13 protein-coding genes are annotated in these 14658 nt (G+C 66.0%); 9 read left to right on the top strand and 4 right to left on the bottom strand.

The features are described from left to right. The 3 genes from hydA to preA all read left to right on the top strand — a co-directional run. On the top strand, positions 1–1422 hold a 1422-nt coding region (gene hydA, locus ACK6AU_RS29040), incomplete at its 5' end, for a dihydropyrimidinase (protein WP_409303055.1). Between the two features lie 155 nt (positions 1423–1577). Then, complete coding sequence (locus ACK6AU_RS29035) at positions 1578–2945, top strand: NAD(P)-dependent oxidoreductase (protein ID WP_185701521.1); 1368 nt, start codon at positions 1578–1580, stop codon at positions 2943–2945. Beyond that, positions 2942–4243, top strand: a complete 1302-nt coding sequence (gene preA, locus ACK6AU_RS29030; RefSeq protein WP_409303053.1) for an NAD-dependent dihydropyrimidine dehydrogenase subunit PreA — start codon at positions 2942–2944, stop codon at positions 4241–4243. The genes ACK6AU_RS29035 and preA overlap by 4 nt, the downstream gene beginning before the upstream one ends. 66 nt (positions 4244–4309) lie before the next feature. Here preA and ACK6AU_RS29025 read toward each other — a convergent pair whose 3' ends face one another. Then, positions 4310–4930: a TetR/AcrR family transcriptional regulator gene (locus tag ACK6AU_RS29025; protein ID WP_185701519.1), complete on the bottom strand. Its 621-nt coding sequence runs from the start codon at positions 4928–4930 to the stop codon at positions 4310–4312. A gap of 255 nt (positions 4931–5185) precedes the next feature. Here ACK6AU_RS29025 and ACK6AU_RS29020 point away from each other — a divergent pair, with 255 nt between their 5' ends. Genes ACK6AU_RS29020 through copD form a run of 3 tightly spaced genes read left to right on the top strand, consistent with a single transcriptional unit; the run spans position 5186 to position 6904 of the window. Then, positions 5186–5620 (top strand): GNAT family N-acetyltransferase, encoded by a 435-nt coding sequence (locus ACK6AU_RS29020; RefSeq protein WP_185701518.1) that lies wholly within the window; start codon positions 5186–5188, stop codon positions 5618–5620. Between the two features lie 57 nt (positions 5621–5677). Then, the gene (copC, locus tag ACK6AU_RS29015; RefSeq protein WP_185701517.1) at positions 5678–6046 is read left to right on the top strand and encodes a copper homeostasis periplasmic binding protein CopC; all 369 of its coding nucleotides are present in this window, start codon (positions 5678–5680) and stop codon (positions 6044–6046) included. A gap of 3 nt (positions 6047–6049) precedes the next feature. After that, positions 6050–6904, top strand: a complete 855-nt coding sequence (gene copD, locus ACK6AU_RS29010) for a copper homeostasis membrane protein CopD (protein WP_409303050.1) — start codon at positions 6050–6052, stop codon at positions 6902–6904. A 167-nt stretch (positions 6905–7071) separates the two neighbouring features. Here the strand turns inward: copD and ACK6AU_RS29005 are convergent, their stop codons facing one another. Both ACK6AU_RS29005 and ACK6AU_RS29000 read right to left on the bottom strand, forming a co-directional pair. Beyond that, a complete protein-coding gene (locus tag ACK6AU_RS29005) occupies positions 7072–8202 on the bottom strand; it encodes an HlyD family secretion protein (protein WP_409303048.1) in 1131 nt (376 codons plus the stop codon). Further along, complete coding sequence (locus ACK6AU_RS29000) at positions 8199–9854, bottom strand: MFS transporter (protein WP_409303046.1); 1656 nt, start codon at positions 9852–9854, stop codon at positions 8199–8201. The genes ACK6AU_RS29005 and ACK6AU_RS29000 overlap by 4 nt, the downstream gene beginning before the upstream one ends. Positions 9855–10088: 234 nt before the next feature. Here ACK6AU_RS29000 and dapF point away from each other — a divergent pair, with 234 nt between their 5' ends. Further along, complete coding sequence (dapF, locus tag ACK6AU_RS28995; RefSeq protein ID WP_409303044.1) at positions 10089–10883, top strand: diaminopimelate epimerase; 795 nt, start codon at positions 10089–10091, stop codon at positions 10881–10883. Between the two features lie 24 nt (positions 10884–10907). Here the strand turns inward: dapF and ACK6AU_RS28990 are convergent, their stop codons facing one another. Next, on the bottom strand, positions 10908–12392 hold the full coding sequence (locus tag ACK6AU_RS28990; RefSeq protein ID WP_409303042.1) for a DASS family sodium-coupled anion symporter: 1485 nt from the start codon (positions 12390–12392) through the stop codon (positions 10908–10910). Positions 12393–12737: 345 nt separating this feature from the next. Between ACK6AU_RS28990 and ACK6AU_RS28985 the strand changes: the two genes are divergently transcribed. Next, complete coding sequence (locus ACK6AU_RS28985; RefSeq protein WP_409303040.1) at positions 12738–14360, top strand: methyl-accepting chemotaxis protein; 1623 nt, start codon at positions 12738–12740, stop codon at positions 14358–14360. A 129-nt stretch (positions 14361–14489) separates the two neighbouring features. Further along, positions 14490–14658 (top strand): DUF3391 domain-containing protein (locus ACK6AU_RS28980; RefSeq protein ID WP_409303057.1); only part of this gene is annotated, 169 nt, incomplete at its 3' end.

The following is a 14658-nucleotide window of genomic DNA, read 5'->3' as shown; positions in this document are numbered from 1 at the left end:
GGCGCCACCGTTATTACCCATGACGAAAGTTATAAAGCCGATGTCTTGTGCGCAGAGGGCCTGATTAGAGCCATCGGCACTCATCTGGACATTCCCGCAGGCTGCGAAGTGCTCGACGGCAGCGGCCAGTACCTGATGCCCGGCGGCATCGATCCCCACACCCACATGCAACTGCCCTTCATGGGCACCGTGGCCAGCGAGGACTTCTTCAGCGGGACGGCGGCGGGCCTGGCCGGCGGCACCACCTCGATCATCGACTTCGTGATTCCCAACCCCCGGCAATCGCTGTTGGAAGCCTTCCACCAGTGGCGCGGTTGGGCCGAGAAATCGGCCAGCGACTATGGCTTCCACGTGGCCGTGACCTGGTGGAGCGAGCAGGTGCGCGAGGAAATGGCCGAGCTGGTGCGGCATCACGGGGTCAACAGCTTCAAGCATTTCATGGCCTACAAGAACGCCATCATGGCCGCCGACGACACCCTGGTGGCCAGCTTCGAGCGCTGCCTGGAACTGGGCGCGGTGCCCACGGTGCACGCCGAGAACGGCGAGCTGGTGGACCACCTGCAGCGCAAGCTGCTGGCCCAGGGCATCACCGGGCCGGAAGCCCATCCACTGTCGCGGCCATCCCAGGTCGAGGGCGAAGCCGCCAGCCGGGCGATCCGCATCGCCCAGACCCTGGGCACGCCGCTGTACCTGGTGCACGTGTCCACCCGCGAGGCCCTGGACGAAATCACCTATGCCCGGGCCCAGGGCCAACCGGTCTACGGCGAGGTGCTGGCCGGGCACCTGCTGCTGGACGACAGCGTGTACCGCAACCCGGACTGGCAGACCGCCGCCGGCTACGTGATGAGCCCGCCCTTCCGCCCGCGCGGCCACCAGGAGGCGCTGTGGCATGGCCTGCAAGCGGGCAACCTGCACACCACCGCCACCGACCATTGCTGCTTCTGCGCCGAGCAGAAGGCCGCCGGGCGCGAGGACTTCAGCAAGATCCCCAACGGCACCGCCGGCATCGAGGACCGCATGGCCGTGCTGTGGGACGAAGGGGTCAACAGCGGGCGCCTGTCGATGCAGGAGTTCGTCGCCCTGACCTCCACCAACACCGCCAAGATCTTCAACCTCTACCCGCGCAAGGGGGCGATCCGCGTCGGCGCCGATGCCGACCTGGTGCTGTGGGACCCGGCCGGCACCCGGACCCTTTCCGCCAAGACCCACCACCAGCAGGTGGACTTCAACATCTTCGAAGGCAAGACCGTGCGTGGCATCCCCAGCCACACCATCAGCCAGGGCCGGCTGATGTGGGCCGACGGCGACCTGCGGGCCGAGCGCGGCGCCGGGCGCTACGTCGAGCGCCCGGCCTACCCGACGGTGTTCGACCTGCTGAGCAAGCGCGCCGAAGCCCACAGGCCCACTGCCGTCAAACGCTGAGATCAGGGGGCGCTGCCCCCTATCGCGAGCAAGCTCGCGCCTACAAGAACGCAGCCCCCTGTAGGAGCGAGCTTGCTCGCGATCCGGGCGCTCGCGCCCGGTTGAAAAACAATGCCCATCAGAGGCATTCGATAAAAAAACCTGAGGCCAGAACCGTGATCCAGACCCTGAACCACTTGCCCCGTCCGACCCTGGACGGCGCCACCCTCGCCGAGCATTTCAGCGACCTGGCGCCCCCCCTGACCCCACGCCAGGCGCAGCTGGAAGCTTCGCGCTGCCTGTACTGCTACGACGCGCCGTGCGTCAACGCCTGCCCCAGCGAGATCGACATCCCCTCGTTCATCCGTCACCTCCACACCGACAACGTCCAAGGGGCGGCGCAGAAGATCCTCGCGGCGAACATCCTCGGCGGCAGCTGCGCCCGGGTCTGCCCCACCGAGGTCCTGTGCCAACAGGCTTGCGTGCGCAACAACGCCCAGGAATGCGCGCCGGTGCTGATCGGCCAACTGCAGCGCTACGCCCTGGACAATGCGCAGTTCAGCCAGCATCCGTTCCAGCGCGCCGCCGCCACCGGCAAGCGTATCGCCGTGGTCGGCGCCGGCCCGGCCGGACTGTCCTGCGCCCACCGCTGCGCCTTGCACGGCCATGAGGTAGTGATCTTCGAGGCCCGGGAAAAAGCCGGCGGCCTCAACGAATACGGGATCGCCAAGTACAAGCTGGTGGACGATTTCGCCCAGCGCGAACTGGAGTTCCTGCTCGACGTCGGCGGCATCGAGATCCGCCATGGCCAGGTACTGGGCGACAACTTGAGCCTGAGCGAACTGCACCAAGAGTTCGACGCGGTATTCCTCGGCCTGGGCCTGGCGGCCAGCAAGCGCCTGGGCCTGGAGCACGAGGACGCCCCCGGGCTGCTGGCGGCCACCGACTACATCCGCGAGCTGCGCCAGGCCGACGACCTTGGCCAGTTGCCCCTGGCCGAGCGCTGCATCGTCATCGGCGCCGGCAATACCGCCATCGACATGGCGGTGCAGATGGCCCGCCTCGGCGCCCGCGACGTCAACCTGGTGTACCGCCGTGGCGCCGCCGACATGGGCGCCACCGGCCATGAGCAGGACCTCGCCAAGGCCAACCAGGTGCGGTTGCTGACCTGGGCCGCTCCCGAGCAGGTGCTGCTGGACGATCAGGGCCGGGTGCGCGGCATGCGCTTCGCCCGCACCCAGCTGGTGGAGGGCCGCCTGCACACCACCGGCGAAACCTTCGAGCTGGCCGCCGACGCGATCTTCAAGGCCATCGGCCAGGCGTTCGACAGCGCCAGCCTGGGCGATCCACTGGCCCGGGAGCTCAAGCGCAGCGGCGATCGCATCGCCGTGGACGAGCAACTGCGCACCAGCATTCCCGGAGTCTACGCCGGTGGAGACTGCACCAGCCTCGGCCAGGACCTCACCGTCCAGGCCGTGCAGCATGGCAAGCTGGCCGCCGAGGCCATGCATGCCCAACTCATGCTCAACGTGGAGGCTGCGTGATGGCCGATCTGTCGATTGTGTTCGCAGGAATCAAGGCGCCCAACCCGTTCTGGCTGGCCTCCGCGCCGCCCACCGACAAAGCCTACAACGTGGTCCGCGCCTTCGAGGCGGGCTGGGGCGGCGTGGTCTGGAAAACCCTCGGCGAAGACCCGGCGGCGGTCAACGTGTCGTCGCGCTACTCGGCGCATTTCGGCGCCAACCGCGAGGTGCTGGGGATCAACAACATCGAGCTGATCACCGACCGTTCCCTGGAGATCAACCTCAGGGAAATCACCCAGGTGAAGAAGGACTGGCCGGACCGGGCGCTGATCGTCTCGCTGATGGTGCCTTGCGTCGAGGATTCGTGGAAACACATCCTGCCGCTGGTGCAGGCCACCGGCGCCGATGGCATCGAGCTGAACTTCGGTTGCCCCCACGGCATGCCGGAACGCGGCATGGGCGCGGCGGTGGGCCAGGTGCCGGAGTACGTCGAGCAGGTGCCCCGCTGGTGCAAGACGTACTGCTCGCTGCCGGTGATCGTCAAGCTGACGCCGAACATCACCGACATCCGCCAGTCGGCCCGCGCCGCCCATCGTGGCGGGGCCGATGCGGTGTCGTTGATCAACACCATTAACTCCATCACCAGCGTCGACCTGGAACGCATGGTGGCCCACCCGATGGTGGGCAGCCAGAGCACCCACGGCGGCTACTGCGGCTCGGCGGTCAAGCCGATCGCCCTGAACATGGTGGCCGAGATCGCCCGCGACCCGCAGACCCATGGCCTGCCGATCTGCGGCATCGGCGGTATCGGCAACTGGCGCGATGCCGCGGAGTTCGTGGCCCTGGGCTGCGGCGCGGTGCAGGTGTGCACGGCGGCGATGCTGCATGGCTTTCGTATCGTCGACGAGATGCAGGATGGCCTCTCGCGCTGGATGGACAGCCAGGGCTACCACAGCCTGCAGGACTTCTCCGGGCGGGCGGTGGGCAACACCACGGACTGGAAGTACCTGGATATCAACTACCAGGTGATCGCTAAAATTGACCAGGAGGCGTGCATCGGTTGCGGCCGTTGTCATATCGCCTGCGAAGACACTTCGCACCAGGCCATCGCCAGCCTCAGGCAAGCGGACGGCACCCATAAATATGAAGTGATCGACGACGAATGCGTGGGCTGCAACCTGTGCCAGATCACCTGCCCGGTGCAGGATTGCATCGAGATGGTGCCGCAGCAGACCGGCAAGCCGTTCCTCGACTGGCTGCACGACCCCCGCAACCCTCACCGCGAGACCACGGAAGCAGCCACAAGCGGCAAGTTTTAAGCGACAAGCGGCAAGCTTCAAGCTCCTAGCTTGAAGCTTGCTCCTGCTTGCAGCTTGTAGCTGCCTCTATGGTTCGAGGCCGATGCCGCGCAGGATCACGCTGGTGACGGTCTGCACCGCCCGTTCGAATTGCAGGTCCGACAGCGGTTGGTGGTCGTTGAGGATGTTCACCTGGTGGTCGAAGTCGGCGTAATGCTGGGTCGAGGCCCAGATCAGGTACAGCAGCGCCGAGGGCTCCACCGCAAGGATCCGCCCGTCCTCGACCCATTGGCGGATCTTGGCTTCCTTCATCTTCGCCCAGTCGTACAGGCTCTCGTCCAACGCGGTGCCCAGGCTTGGCGCGCCATGCATGATCTCATTGGCCCAGACCTTGGAACCGTGGGGGCGAGTGCGCGAATGCTGCATCTTGGCGCGGATGTAGCTGCTGAGCACCACCCGCGGGTCGTCGAACATCTCGAAGCACAGGGCGTCCTGCTTCCACACGTCCAGCAGGTCCAGCAGCACCGCGCTATAGAGTTCGTGCTTGGTGCTGAAGTAGTAATGCAGGTTGGAACGCGGCAGTTGCACCTCTTCGGCGATGTCGGCCATGGCGGTGCCGGCGTAACCCTTTTCGGCGAAGACTTTCTCGGCACCCAGGAGGATCTTCTCCACGTTGTTGCGACGAATCTCGATCTTGTGATTGCCCATGAGGGCTCCCTAAAAACAGTCTTCGGCAAGACTAGCATCCGCCCACGGGCCAATCGATCCCTGGGCTGACGGTGCTATTTCGGGGTTTCGCCGGCCGGCCTGTTTGGGTAGGATCGGCCTCCCGCTCATTTGCAGCCGTCACTGCGGTGCTCCGTCCAAGCGTTGATTCGCGACACGGGCATACAGGTCTCTGCCCAAATGCCGGCCCTGCCCTACCGCCGGCCATCTAATCAGTTACCAAGATGGATCATCCCCATGAAGATTCGCCCTCGCGTCGCTGCGGACGACGCCTCGCTCACCGCGCTCTGGGAGCGTTCGGTACGCGCCACCCATGACTTCATCAGCGAAGATGACATCCAGCGCCTCTACCCGCTGATACGCGACAGCTACCTGCCGGCCCTGCGCGTGCTGGTGTGGGAGAACCCCGATGCCACGCCCGGCGGCTTCATCGCCATTGACGAGGACACCGTGCAGATGCTGTTCATCGAACCGGCCCAGCGTGGCCAGGGCATCGGTCGCCAGCTGTTGGACCAGGTCCGGCAGCCGGGCCTGAAGGTCGATGTCAACGAGCAGAACCCCCAGGCCCACGGTTTCTACCGTCACTACGGGTTCGTCGACTACGGTCGCTCGCAAACCGATGGCGAAGGCAAGCCGTACCCCATCATCCACATGCAGTTGCAACACGCTTGAACCCATACCGGCGCCCCAGCGGCGCCGGCTCCCTGGCTTTTCCAGAGGTAACCTGCCATGTCGCTGAAAACACTCTGCACCACCTGCGCCCTTCTCGCCTCGCTGCTGGCCACCGGCTCGGCGCTGGCCCACGCCCACCTGAAATCCACCACGCCCGCCGCCGACAGCAGCGCCAGCGCCCCCAGCGAACTGCGCCTGGAGTTCAGCGAAGGCGTGGAAGCGGCCTTCACCAAGATCGAGCTGAGCAAGGACGGCGCCCCCGTCGCGCTCAAGGGCCTGGCCACCGAAGGCGCGGACAAGAAGACCCTGGTCGTCACCCCCGCCAGCGCTCCATTGCCGGCCGGCCGCTACAAGGTGCAATGGCACGCAGTGTCGGTGGACACCCACAAGAGCGAAGGCAGCTACAGTTTCAAGGTGAGCCCGTAATCCATGGCGTCATGGCTGGTGCTGTGCCGCTTCGTGCATTTCGCCGCGATCCTGACCTTGGTCGGGGCCTGGGGCTTGCGCCCGCTGCTGCTGGGCCAAGGTCATGAAATGGTGCAGCAGCGGCTGGATCGCGTGGCTCGCTGGCTGACCCTGGTCGGGCTTGGCAGCGGCCTGGCCTGGCTGCTGCTGATCAGCGCCAGCATGGCCGGCTCCTGGTCCGCCGCCCTGGACCCGGCGACGGTTGGGCTGGTGCTGGGCAAGACGTTCTTCGGCCAGGTCTGGACCTGGCACCTGGCGCTCAACCTGTTGCTGCTGGGCTTGCTGCTGACGCCCCTGGGCCGTTCCCTGCCGCTGCGCCTGGGACTGGCCGCCCTGCTCCTGGGCACCCTGGCCCCGGTGGGCCACGGCGCCATGTTCGATGGCCTCAAGGGGCAATTGCTGATACTCAACCAGATCGTCCACCTGGGCTGCGTCGGCCTGTGGCTGGGCGGTTTGCTGGTATTGCTGATGGTCCTGCGCCAGCCGCAGGCGTCCCTGGAGCCGTTGCTGCGGCGCTTCAGCGGCGTGGGCTACATGCTGGTGGCGGGCCTGCTGGCCAGCGGCCTGGTCAACGTACGGATGCTCACTGGCCAATGGTGGCCGACTCCGCTGTTCAGCGGTTTCGCCCTGGTGCTGCTGGTGAAAGCCCTGCTGGTGGCCGGCATGCTGGCCCTGGCCCTGTTCAATCGCCTGCGCATCCGGGGCTGCGACCAGCGCCTGGACAGCCTGCGCCGCAGCGTGGGCCTGGAATGGTCACTGGGCATCGCCGCCGTCGCCGCCGTCGCCCTGTTGGGCACCCTACCGCCGCTGCAAGCCTGAACCGCCCTGTAGCCGCTGCCCAGCGCCAGCGCGGCTGCGACCGGGTGCGCAGCACCCGTAGAAGCAGGCACCGCGATTATCCAGATGGAACGCATGGGCCGGTTTGGCGAGGACTGCGTCCTCGTGCGCAGCCTCGCGGGCTCGACAGCGGCTACAAGGAGGTAGCGCTAGGGGGTGACGGAGGTGTCGATGCTGACCACCACCGACAGCCCCGGACGCAGGCGATCCAGCTCTTGCTGGCCGGGATCGACGGTGATCCGCACTGGCACCCGCTGGGCGATCTTGACGAAGTTGCCGGTGGCGTTGTCCGCCTGCAGCAAGGCGAATTCCGAGCCGGTGGCCGGCGAGATCAACTGCACCTTGCCGGTGAACTTGCGGTGGTTCAGCGCATCCACGGTGAAACTCACCGGCTGCCCCAGCCGGACGTTGTCCATCTGGGTTTCCTTCATGTTGGCGATCACCCACAGCTGGTCCGGCACCAGGGCCATCAACTGCGCCCCGGAGTTGACGTAGGCCCCCAGGCGCACGCCGATCTGCCCCAGCTGGCCATCGCGCGGGGCGAGGATCCGAGTGTTGGACAAGTCGATGCGCGCCAGTTGCACCGCCGCTTCGGCATTGGCCACCGCCGCCTCCAGGGAGCCGCGATTGACGATCACGGTCTGCAGGTCCTGGCGGGCGATTTCCAGCTGGGCCTGGGCCTGGGCCACCGCTGCCACGGTCTGGGCATTGGCGGCGCGGGTCACGTCCAGCTCGCGCCGGGACACCGAACCATCGGCGATCAACGCCTCGTTGCGCGCAAGGTCCGCGGCGCTCTTGCGCGCCTGGGCCTGGCTGTCGGCCAGGGCCGCCTGGCGCAGCTTGATGGTGGCTTCGGCGCTGTTGCGCTGTTGCAGGTTATTGGCCAGGGAGGCCTTCTGCACCGCCAGCTGGGCCAGGGACTGGTCCAGGCGCTGCTGGTAGATGCGGTCGTCCAGGCGCACCAGCAGGTCGCCGGCCTTGACGTGCTGGAAGTCCTGCACCGGCACTTCGAACACATAACCGCTGAGCTGCGGCCCGATGATCGTCACCTGGCCGCGCACCAGGGCGTTCTCGGTGCTTTCGATGGCGCTGGAAAACGGCGGCAATTGCCAGGCGTAGAGCACGATCAGCACGCCGACGATGGCGATCGCGGCGAACCCCAGGGACGAGATGATCCGCACCGCCAACGGCCGTGGCTCGGTGGCAGGAATGGTCGGCGGGCCATTGGGCTCGGGGCTCGAGGCGATGGCATTGGTGGTGGGATTGACGGTTTCGCTCATGAAGAAGGGGCACCACTGGGTTGGACGGGAGGCTGGGGCGCGACGGGCTTGGTGGTGCTCATCAGCCACAGGCTGCGGATGAAGATCCAGATCATGGTCAGCACGGCGATCACCGCGATCAGCATGAACACATCGTTGTAGGCCATCACGTTGGCTTCGCGGGTGGCCGCCGAGGCCAGGCTGCGCATGCCTTGCAGGGTGCGCAGGTCAGGGTCGGCGATGACCTTGCCATAGGTCGCCGCGCCGCTCTGCACCCGGGCCAGGACCTGGGGGTCGAGCAAGGTCAGCTGCTCGACGATAAGACTGGAATGGTATTTCTCGCGCACGATCTGGAAGGTCCCCAGCAGGGCCGAGCCGATCAGCCCGCCGAGGTTCTGGCAGATGCCGAACAGCACCGAGAAGCTCACCAGGTTGCGTGGGTTGGTCAGTACGTTGCGGGTACCCAGGACCATGGTCGGGCCAAGGAAGAAGGTGCCGCCGAAAGCCAGCAGGAACTGGCTGATGTACATGTTGGCCGGGCGCGTGAGGTTGCTGGAGAAACTGTCCATCACCGAGCCGACGGCCATCAGCGCCAGGGAAATGACCAGGGGCATGAACAGGTGCGCCGGGTTGATGGTCAGGGCACTGGTGGCCAGCCCCGCGATGCTGCCCAGCAGCATCACCCCGTAAAGCAGGCGCATCTGTTCGCTGCTCATGTTCAGCGCCTGGAGGAAACCCACCGCGCCGGTGGACTGCTCCGAGAGCACCATGCGGATCAGGATCACCGCCAGGGCCAGGCGGATCATCGCCCCGCTACCCAGCCAGCGGGTCATCAGCATCGGGTTGCGGCGGTTATGTTCGATGCACAGGCCGGCGAGGATCAGCAGGATCGAGGCGGCGCTGGCGTAGCCGATCCACGGCGCCTCCAGCCACCAGTCGATGCGCCCCAGGGACAGCACCGCGCACAGCAGCGCCACGCCGGTGGCCAGCAAGGCGAAGGTCAGGAAATCGAGTTTCTCGAAGGTACGAAAGCGGTCCCCGGGTGGCAACTTGAGCATGAACACGCAGCCCAGGGAGGCCAGCGCCAGGCCCAGCTCGAACAGGTACAGGCCGCGCCATTCGGCGATCTGCAACAAGTCTTCGGAGAACAGCCGGGCCAGGGGCAAGGCCAGCTGCGAGGTGCCCAGGCCCAGCACCAGGGCCTTGAGCCGCCACTTGGCCGGAAAGGCCTGGACCATGTAGTACAGGCCCAGCGAGCTCAGGGCCGCGCCCACCATGCCGTGGGCCGCGCGCACGGCGATGGCCGAGCTCAGGTCGTTGACGAACAGGTGGCCGAAGGTCACCAGGGCATAGAGCACCAGGAACACCTCGGTAAAGGCCCGCAGGCCGAACTGCTGGCGAAACTTCACCAGCAGCAGGTTCATCGACACGTTGGTCATGACATACGCGGCCGGCAGCCAGGCCATTTCCGCGCTGGTGGCCCCCAGGGCGCCTTGCAGATAAGGCAGGTTGGCGATCACCAGGGCGTTGCCCAAGCCGCCGGTGATGGCCACCAGAAGGCCCACCAAGGCATAGGCCAGGCGCTTGTGGGTGGGGTGCAGCGGTGTCGAGGGCGAGCCGGGCAAGCTGGGCTTTTCGTGGGGCTGCCAGTTGCGCGGGGCGTAGTGATCCATGCAGTGACCTTAGTGGTGTTCTGGTCCGTACCGGGACGGTCGATGCGGGCTGTGTGACCGGCAGCCTGCCATGCCCCAGGCCCAGACACGCCCGGAGTAGGTTGGGTGAATTTTATTTCAAGACGCTGGCGTCGCCGCAGTTTTTTCGAAATCCTGCAACGGATGACGACTGACGCCGCGGCCCGGTCGCTCCTCGCCTGGTGGCATATCTTGTCTGGTCCCTGTGGAGTTTCAATGGCGCTTAATTTCGTGAAGATGCATGCCAATGGCGACGATTTCGTGGTGATCGACGCCCGCGGTCGCGGCCAGCCGATCACCGCCGAACGCGCCAGGGCCTTGGGCGACCGGCGACGCGGCATAGGTTTCAATCAACTGGTGGTGCTGGGCGATTGTCGCCAGAGCGCGGCGCAACTGACCTTCTTCAATGCCGATGGTTCCAGCCTCGATGCCTGCGGCAGTGCCACCCGGGGTGCCGCCGAGCTGTTGCTGCGCGAAAGCGGCGCCAGTTCGCTGCGCCTGAAGACCGCCCGCGGCCTGCAAGAGTGCCGGCGCCTGGCCGACGACAGCGTGTCGGTGGAGATGGGCGTTCCCGGGCTCGCCTGGCAGGACATTCCCCTGGCCCGGGAGCTGGACAGCCTGCGCCTGCCGCTGCCGGGGGAGCCGGCGGCGTGCAGCATGGGCAACCCGCATTGCAGTTTTTTCGTCGACGACCTGCAGCAGTTGGACATCGCCGTCCTCGGACCGGTGATCGAGACCCATCCGCTGTTCGTGCACCAGACCAACGTGCATTTCATCCAGGTCATCGACCGCCAGACCATTCGCCTGCGAATCTGGGAACGCCACGGCGGCATTCCCCTGGGCTCCGGTTCCTGCTCCTGCGGCGCTGTGGTCAACGGCATCCGCCGGGGCCTGCTGGACAGCCAGGTGACGGTGCTGTGCGACGGCGGCCCGGTGAGCGTGAGCTGGGACGGCCAGGGCAAGGTGCGCCTGGCCGGTAGCGTGACCCGGGTGTTCAGCGGCTGGCTGTAGCGCCAGCCCTGCCCCGCTCCGGGCCTACAGCCAGCCCAGCCATTGCCACCAGGTCATGGCGAACACCAGCATCAGCAGGTAGCCGGCCAGCGTCACCACCAGCCCGACCTTGGCGAACTGGCGCGCGGTGAAGGTCTCGGTGCCCAGGCACACCATGTTCTGCGGGGCGTTGATCGGCAGGATGAAGCCGTAGCTGACCACGAACCCCAGGAGCATGGTCATGCCCAGCCGGCTGAACTCGCCCGGCAGGGTCTGCAGCACCGCGATGAGGATCGGCAGCAACGCCGAGGTCAGCGCCGTAGCGCTGGCGAACCCCAGGTGAATCAGGATCAGGAAGGCGCCGAGGATGGCGAAGACCGCCAGCGGGCCTACCTGGTCCAGTCCGGTGTGGGCCACCACCTGGGTGCCCAGCCATTGCCCGGCCTGGGTACTGAGCAGCGCCGAACCGAGGCTGATGCCGACCCCGAAGACGATCACCGTGCCCCAGGGAATGCGCGACTGCACATCCTTCCAGGTCATGATGCCGATCCGTGGCAGCAGCAGGATCACCAGCCCGGCATAGGTGGTGGTCGTGGTGTCGAACGGGTGCAGCTTGCCTTCGGTGGACCAGGCCAGCAGCAACAGCAGCGACACCGCCAGCAGGCGTTTCTGCGGCCCGGTCATGGGGCCGATATCCGCCAGGGACCTGGCCACCGCTTCCTTGCCGCCGGGAATGCTGTCGCTCTCCGGGGGCAGCATCTTGAGCACCAGCCACAGCAGCACCAGGGACATGATCAGCGCCCAGGGCGCACCGGCGATCAGCCAGTCGAGCCAGGCCACGCGCTGGCCGAGCATCTTGTCCATGAACCCCACGGTCAACAGGTTCTGCGCGGCGGCGGTCTGGATCCCGACGTTCCAGATGCTGGTGCCCTGGGCCACCACGATCATCAGCCCGGCGGCGATGTTCGAGCGCTTGTCGACGCCGAACGCGGCGATCACCCCCATCATGATCGGCACCACGCAGGCACTGCGGGCGGTGGCGCTGGGCACCAGCAGGCTGAGGAGGATAGTCACGGCGATGGCACCCAGGAGAATGCGCCGGGTACTGGTGCCGACCCGGGCCAGGGTCACCAGGGCGATGCGCCGGTCCAGGCCGGTGTGGGTCATGGCGGCAGCGATGAACAAGGCGCCGGCCACCAGGGCCAGGGCCGAATTGGAAAACCCGGTCAGGGCCAGGCCGATGGCCGCCGAGCTGCCATACAGCTGGCCGGGGTCGTGCAAGGTTGGCGCGGTGCCGATGAGGATCGCCATCAGGGCGGTGATCATGATCGCGCTGGCCTCGTAGGACACCGCTTCGCTGATCCACACCACCACGGCGAATGCCAGGATCGCCAGCATCCGGTGCCCCGCCACGGGCAGATCGGCGGGCAGCGGCAGGAACAACACGCCGATCATGGCCAGCACGGCGACCAGCAATCCAATCGGTAATACGGCCTTGGCCGCGGGCGCCGTTGTCACAGGCGTAGTCATGGGCCTTTTCCTTCTCCATTGGACAGGCGCCAAGCATGGTGCAAAAGCGCAAAAGGCGCGTTGATGGGAGTCAAGCCAGGGCCGCGTATCGCGCCTCGTGCAGCCGCTGGCGCAGGCTGCGCACGGCGCGGCGCGAGCCGCAGAACCCGCATGCGCGGCGAGCCTGCCGGAACGTGTCGTTCGGTTTGCGAGGGTTAGTGCGCTGGGTGAAACGGAGAAGCGTTTACAGAAATATTTTTTAACATTTCTACAGATTTTTCATCATTTAGGAGTCAGAGTGATATCAAGGGCGACAAGGAGTCGACACAAACCTGGCTGTATCACTCCAACCTGCAAGGTGCCTCCATGGTGATAAGAAACTTGAAGCTGACTTCCAGGGCGCTGCTGAGCTTCGGCGCCATTTGTGTACTCCTGATCGGCCTGGGGGGGCTGGCACTGTGGAAGATGGGACAGATTCATGACGCCGCGCTGGATTTGCAGGCCAACTGGCTGCCCAGCGTCCGCCAAGCCGCGAAAATCGAATCCGGCACCTTGCGCGTGCGCCTGGAGGCCCTGCACTACGCCACTGAAGGAGACAGCCAGAAGCCCGCGTCGCTGGACAAGCTGAACACCTTGAAGACCACCCTGGTCGAGGCCATCAAAGGCTATGAGCCGCTGGTATCCGGCCCCGAGGAAAAGGCCGCCTACGAGCAGGTCAAGCGTGGCGCCCGGGACTACCTCGACAAGCTGGCGGTGATGATCGACTCCACCAAGACCAATACCGCCCAGCAGACCGCCGACTATATCAACCAGGTCACGGTGCCTCTGGCCAACACCCTGCAAGCGTCCATCGAGGAGCTGCTTCGCATCAACGAGAGCGGGGCCGAGCAATCCGCGGTCGTCGCTGGCGAGCAATTCAGCGGCGGCCTGACCGTGACCTGGGTAATCATCATCCTGGCCATCGTCCTGACCGTCCTGATCGCCACCTTGTTCACCCGCAGCATCACCCATCCGGTACTGTCGTTGCTGGCCAGCACCCGCAAGATCGCCGAGGGCGACCTGCGTACCCAGGTGGACGTCAGCGGGCGCGACGAGTTGACCGACCTGCAAGCGGCGACCCAGGCCATGCTCGACAGTCTCAAGTCGACCATCCGCCATATCAGCGATTCCTCGACCCAACTGGCCTCGGCCGCCGAGGAAATGAGCGCCATCACCCGTGAGTCCAACGCCGGCATCCAGCAACAGAGCATGGAGACCGACCAGGCCGCCACGGCGGTCAACCAGATGACCGCGGCGGTGGAGGAAGTGGCGCGCAACGCGGTGTCCGCCTCGCAGTCCACCCAAGCGTCGGAGCGTTCGGCGGGCCTGGGCAAGGAACGAGTCGAGCAGACCATCCATGCCATCGAGAAGCTCACCGGCACCGTGGAGAACACCCGGGTAGAGATGGCCGGGCTGGCCCAGCAGGCCCAGGACATCACCAAGGTCCTGGACGTGATCCGTGCCATCGCCGAGCAGACCAACCTGCTGGCCCTGAACGCCGCGATCGAGGCGGCCCGTGCCGGCGAGCAAGGCCGTGGCTTTGCCGTGGTGGCCGACGAGGTGCGGGCCCTGGCCCATCGTACCCAGTTGTCGACCCAGGAAATCGAGCAGATGATCCAGGGCATCCAGAACGGCTCGAGCAAGGCCATGCTGTCCATGCAGCAGAGCAGCGAGGACGCCAACCAGACCCTGGCCATCGCCCACGAGGCCGGCAGTGCCATCGGCCATATCACCGAAGCCATCAGCGACATCAACGAGCGCAACCTGATGATCGCCACCGCCTCGGAAGAACAGGCCCAGGTGGCGCGCTCGGTGGACCAGAACCTGATGAGCATCCGCGACCTGGCGTTGCAGAGCTCGTCCGCCGCCAGCCAGACCTCGCTGGCCAGCAGCGAACTGTCGTCCCTGGCGGTGGGTCTGAACAAGCTGGTGGCACGCTTCGCCCTGTGACGTGTGTCGTGGGGTCGTAGCGAAACGCGTGGGTAAAAACGCTCGTGTGATCCGCAGTTCCCCGCTGCAACGGCTGCCGTCCAGCCGTTGCAGCGGCGAGAGTCGAGCGCCCCGTGGGGAGTACTGGTGATGCTGAAATTGATCTCGCTGCAACAACTGCAAATGGGCATGTACATCCACCAGTTCTGTGGTTCCTGGCTGGACCACTCGTTCTGGAAAGCCGGTTTCGTTCTCAACAGCCGCGAAGACCTGCGGCGCCTGCAACGCTCGAACCTGAGCGGCTTGTGGATCGACTCGG

It is taken from the genome of Pseudomonas sp. KCJK8993 (assembly GCF_046230915.1).
Lineage (GTDB): Bacteria > Pseudomonadota > Gammaproteobacteria > Pseudomonadales > Pseudomonadaceae > Aquipseudomonas > Aquipseudomonas piscis.
The sequence above is the reverse complement of the archived record's forward strand: the minus strand, read 5'-3'. Positions and strand labels throughout refer to the sequence as shown.

Coding starts and splice junctions, on each gene's coding strand:
- ACK6AU_RS29025 (WP_185701519.1), bottom strand. CDS start 4,930: ATGGGCAATCACAAGATCGAGATTCGTCGCAACAACGTGGAGAAGATC.
- ACK6AU_RS29020 (WP_185701518.1), top strand. CDS start 5,186: ATGAAGATTCGCCCTCGCGTCGCTGCGGACGACGCCTCGCTCACCGCG.
- copC (WP_185701517.1), top strand. CDS start 5,678: ATGTCGCTGAAAACACTCTGCACCACCTGCGCCCTTCTCGCCTCGCTG.
- copD (WP_409303050.1), top strand. CDS start 6,050: ATGGCGTCATGGCTGGTGCTGTGCCGCTTCGTGCATTTCGCCGCGATC.
- ACK6AU_RS29005 (WP_409303048.1), bottom strand. CDS start 8,202: ATGAGCGAAACCGTCAATCCCACCACCAATGCCATCGCCTCGAGCCCC.
- ACK6AU_RS29000 (WP_409303046.1), bottom strand. CDS start 9,854: ATGGATCACTACGCCCCGCGCAACTGGCAGCCCCACGAAAAGCCCAGC.
- dapF (WP_409303044.1), top strand. CDS start 10,089: ATGGCGCTTAATTTCGTGAAGATGCATGCCAATGGCGACGATTTCGTG.
- ACK6AU_RS28990 (WP_409303042.1), bottom strand. CDS start 12,392: ATGACTACGCCTGTGACAACGGCGCCCGCGGCCAAGGCCGTATTACCG.
- ACK6AU_RS28985 (WP_409303040.1), top strand. CDS start 12,738: ATGGTGATAAGAAACTTGAAGCTGACTTCCAGGGCGCTGCTGAGCTTC.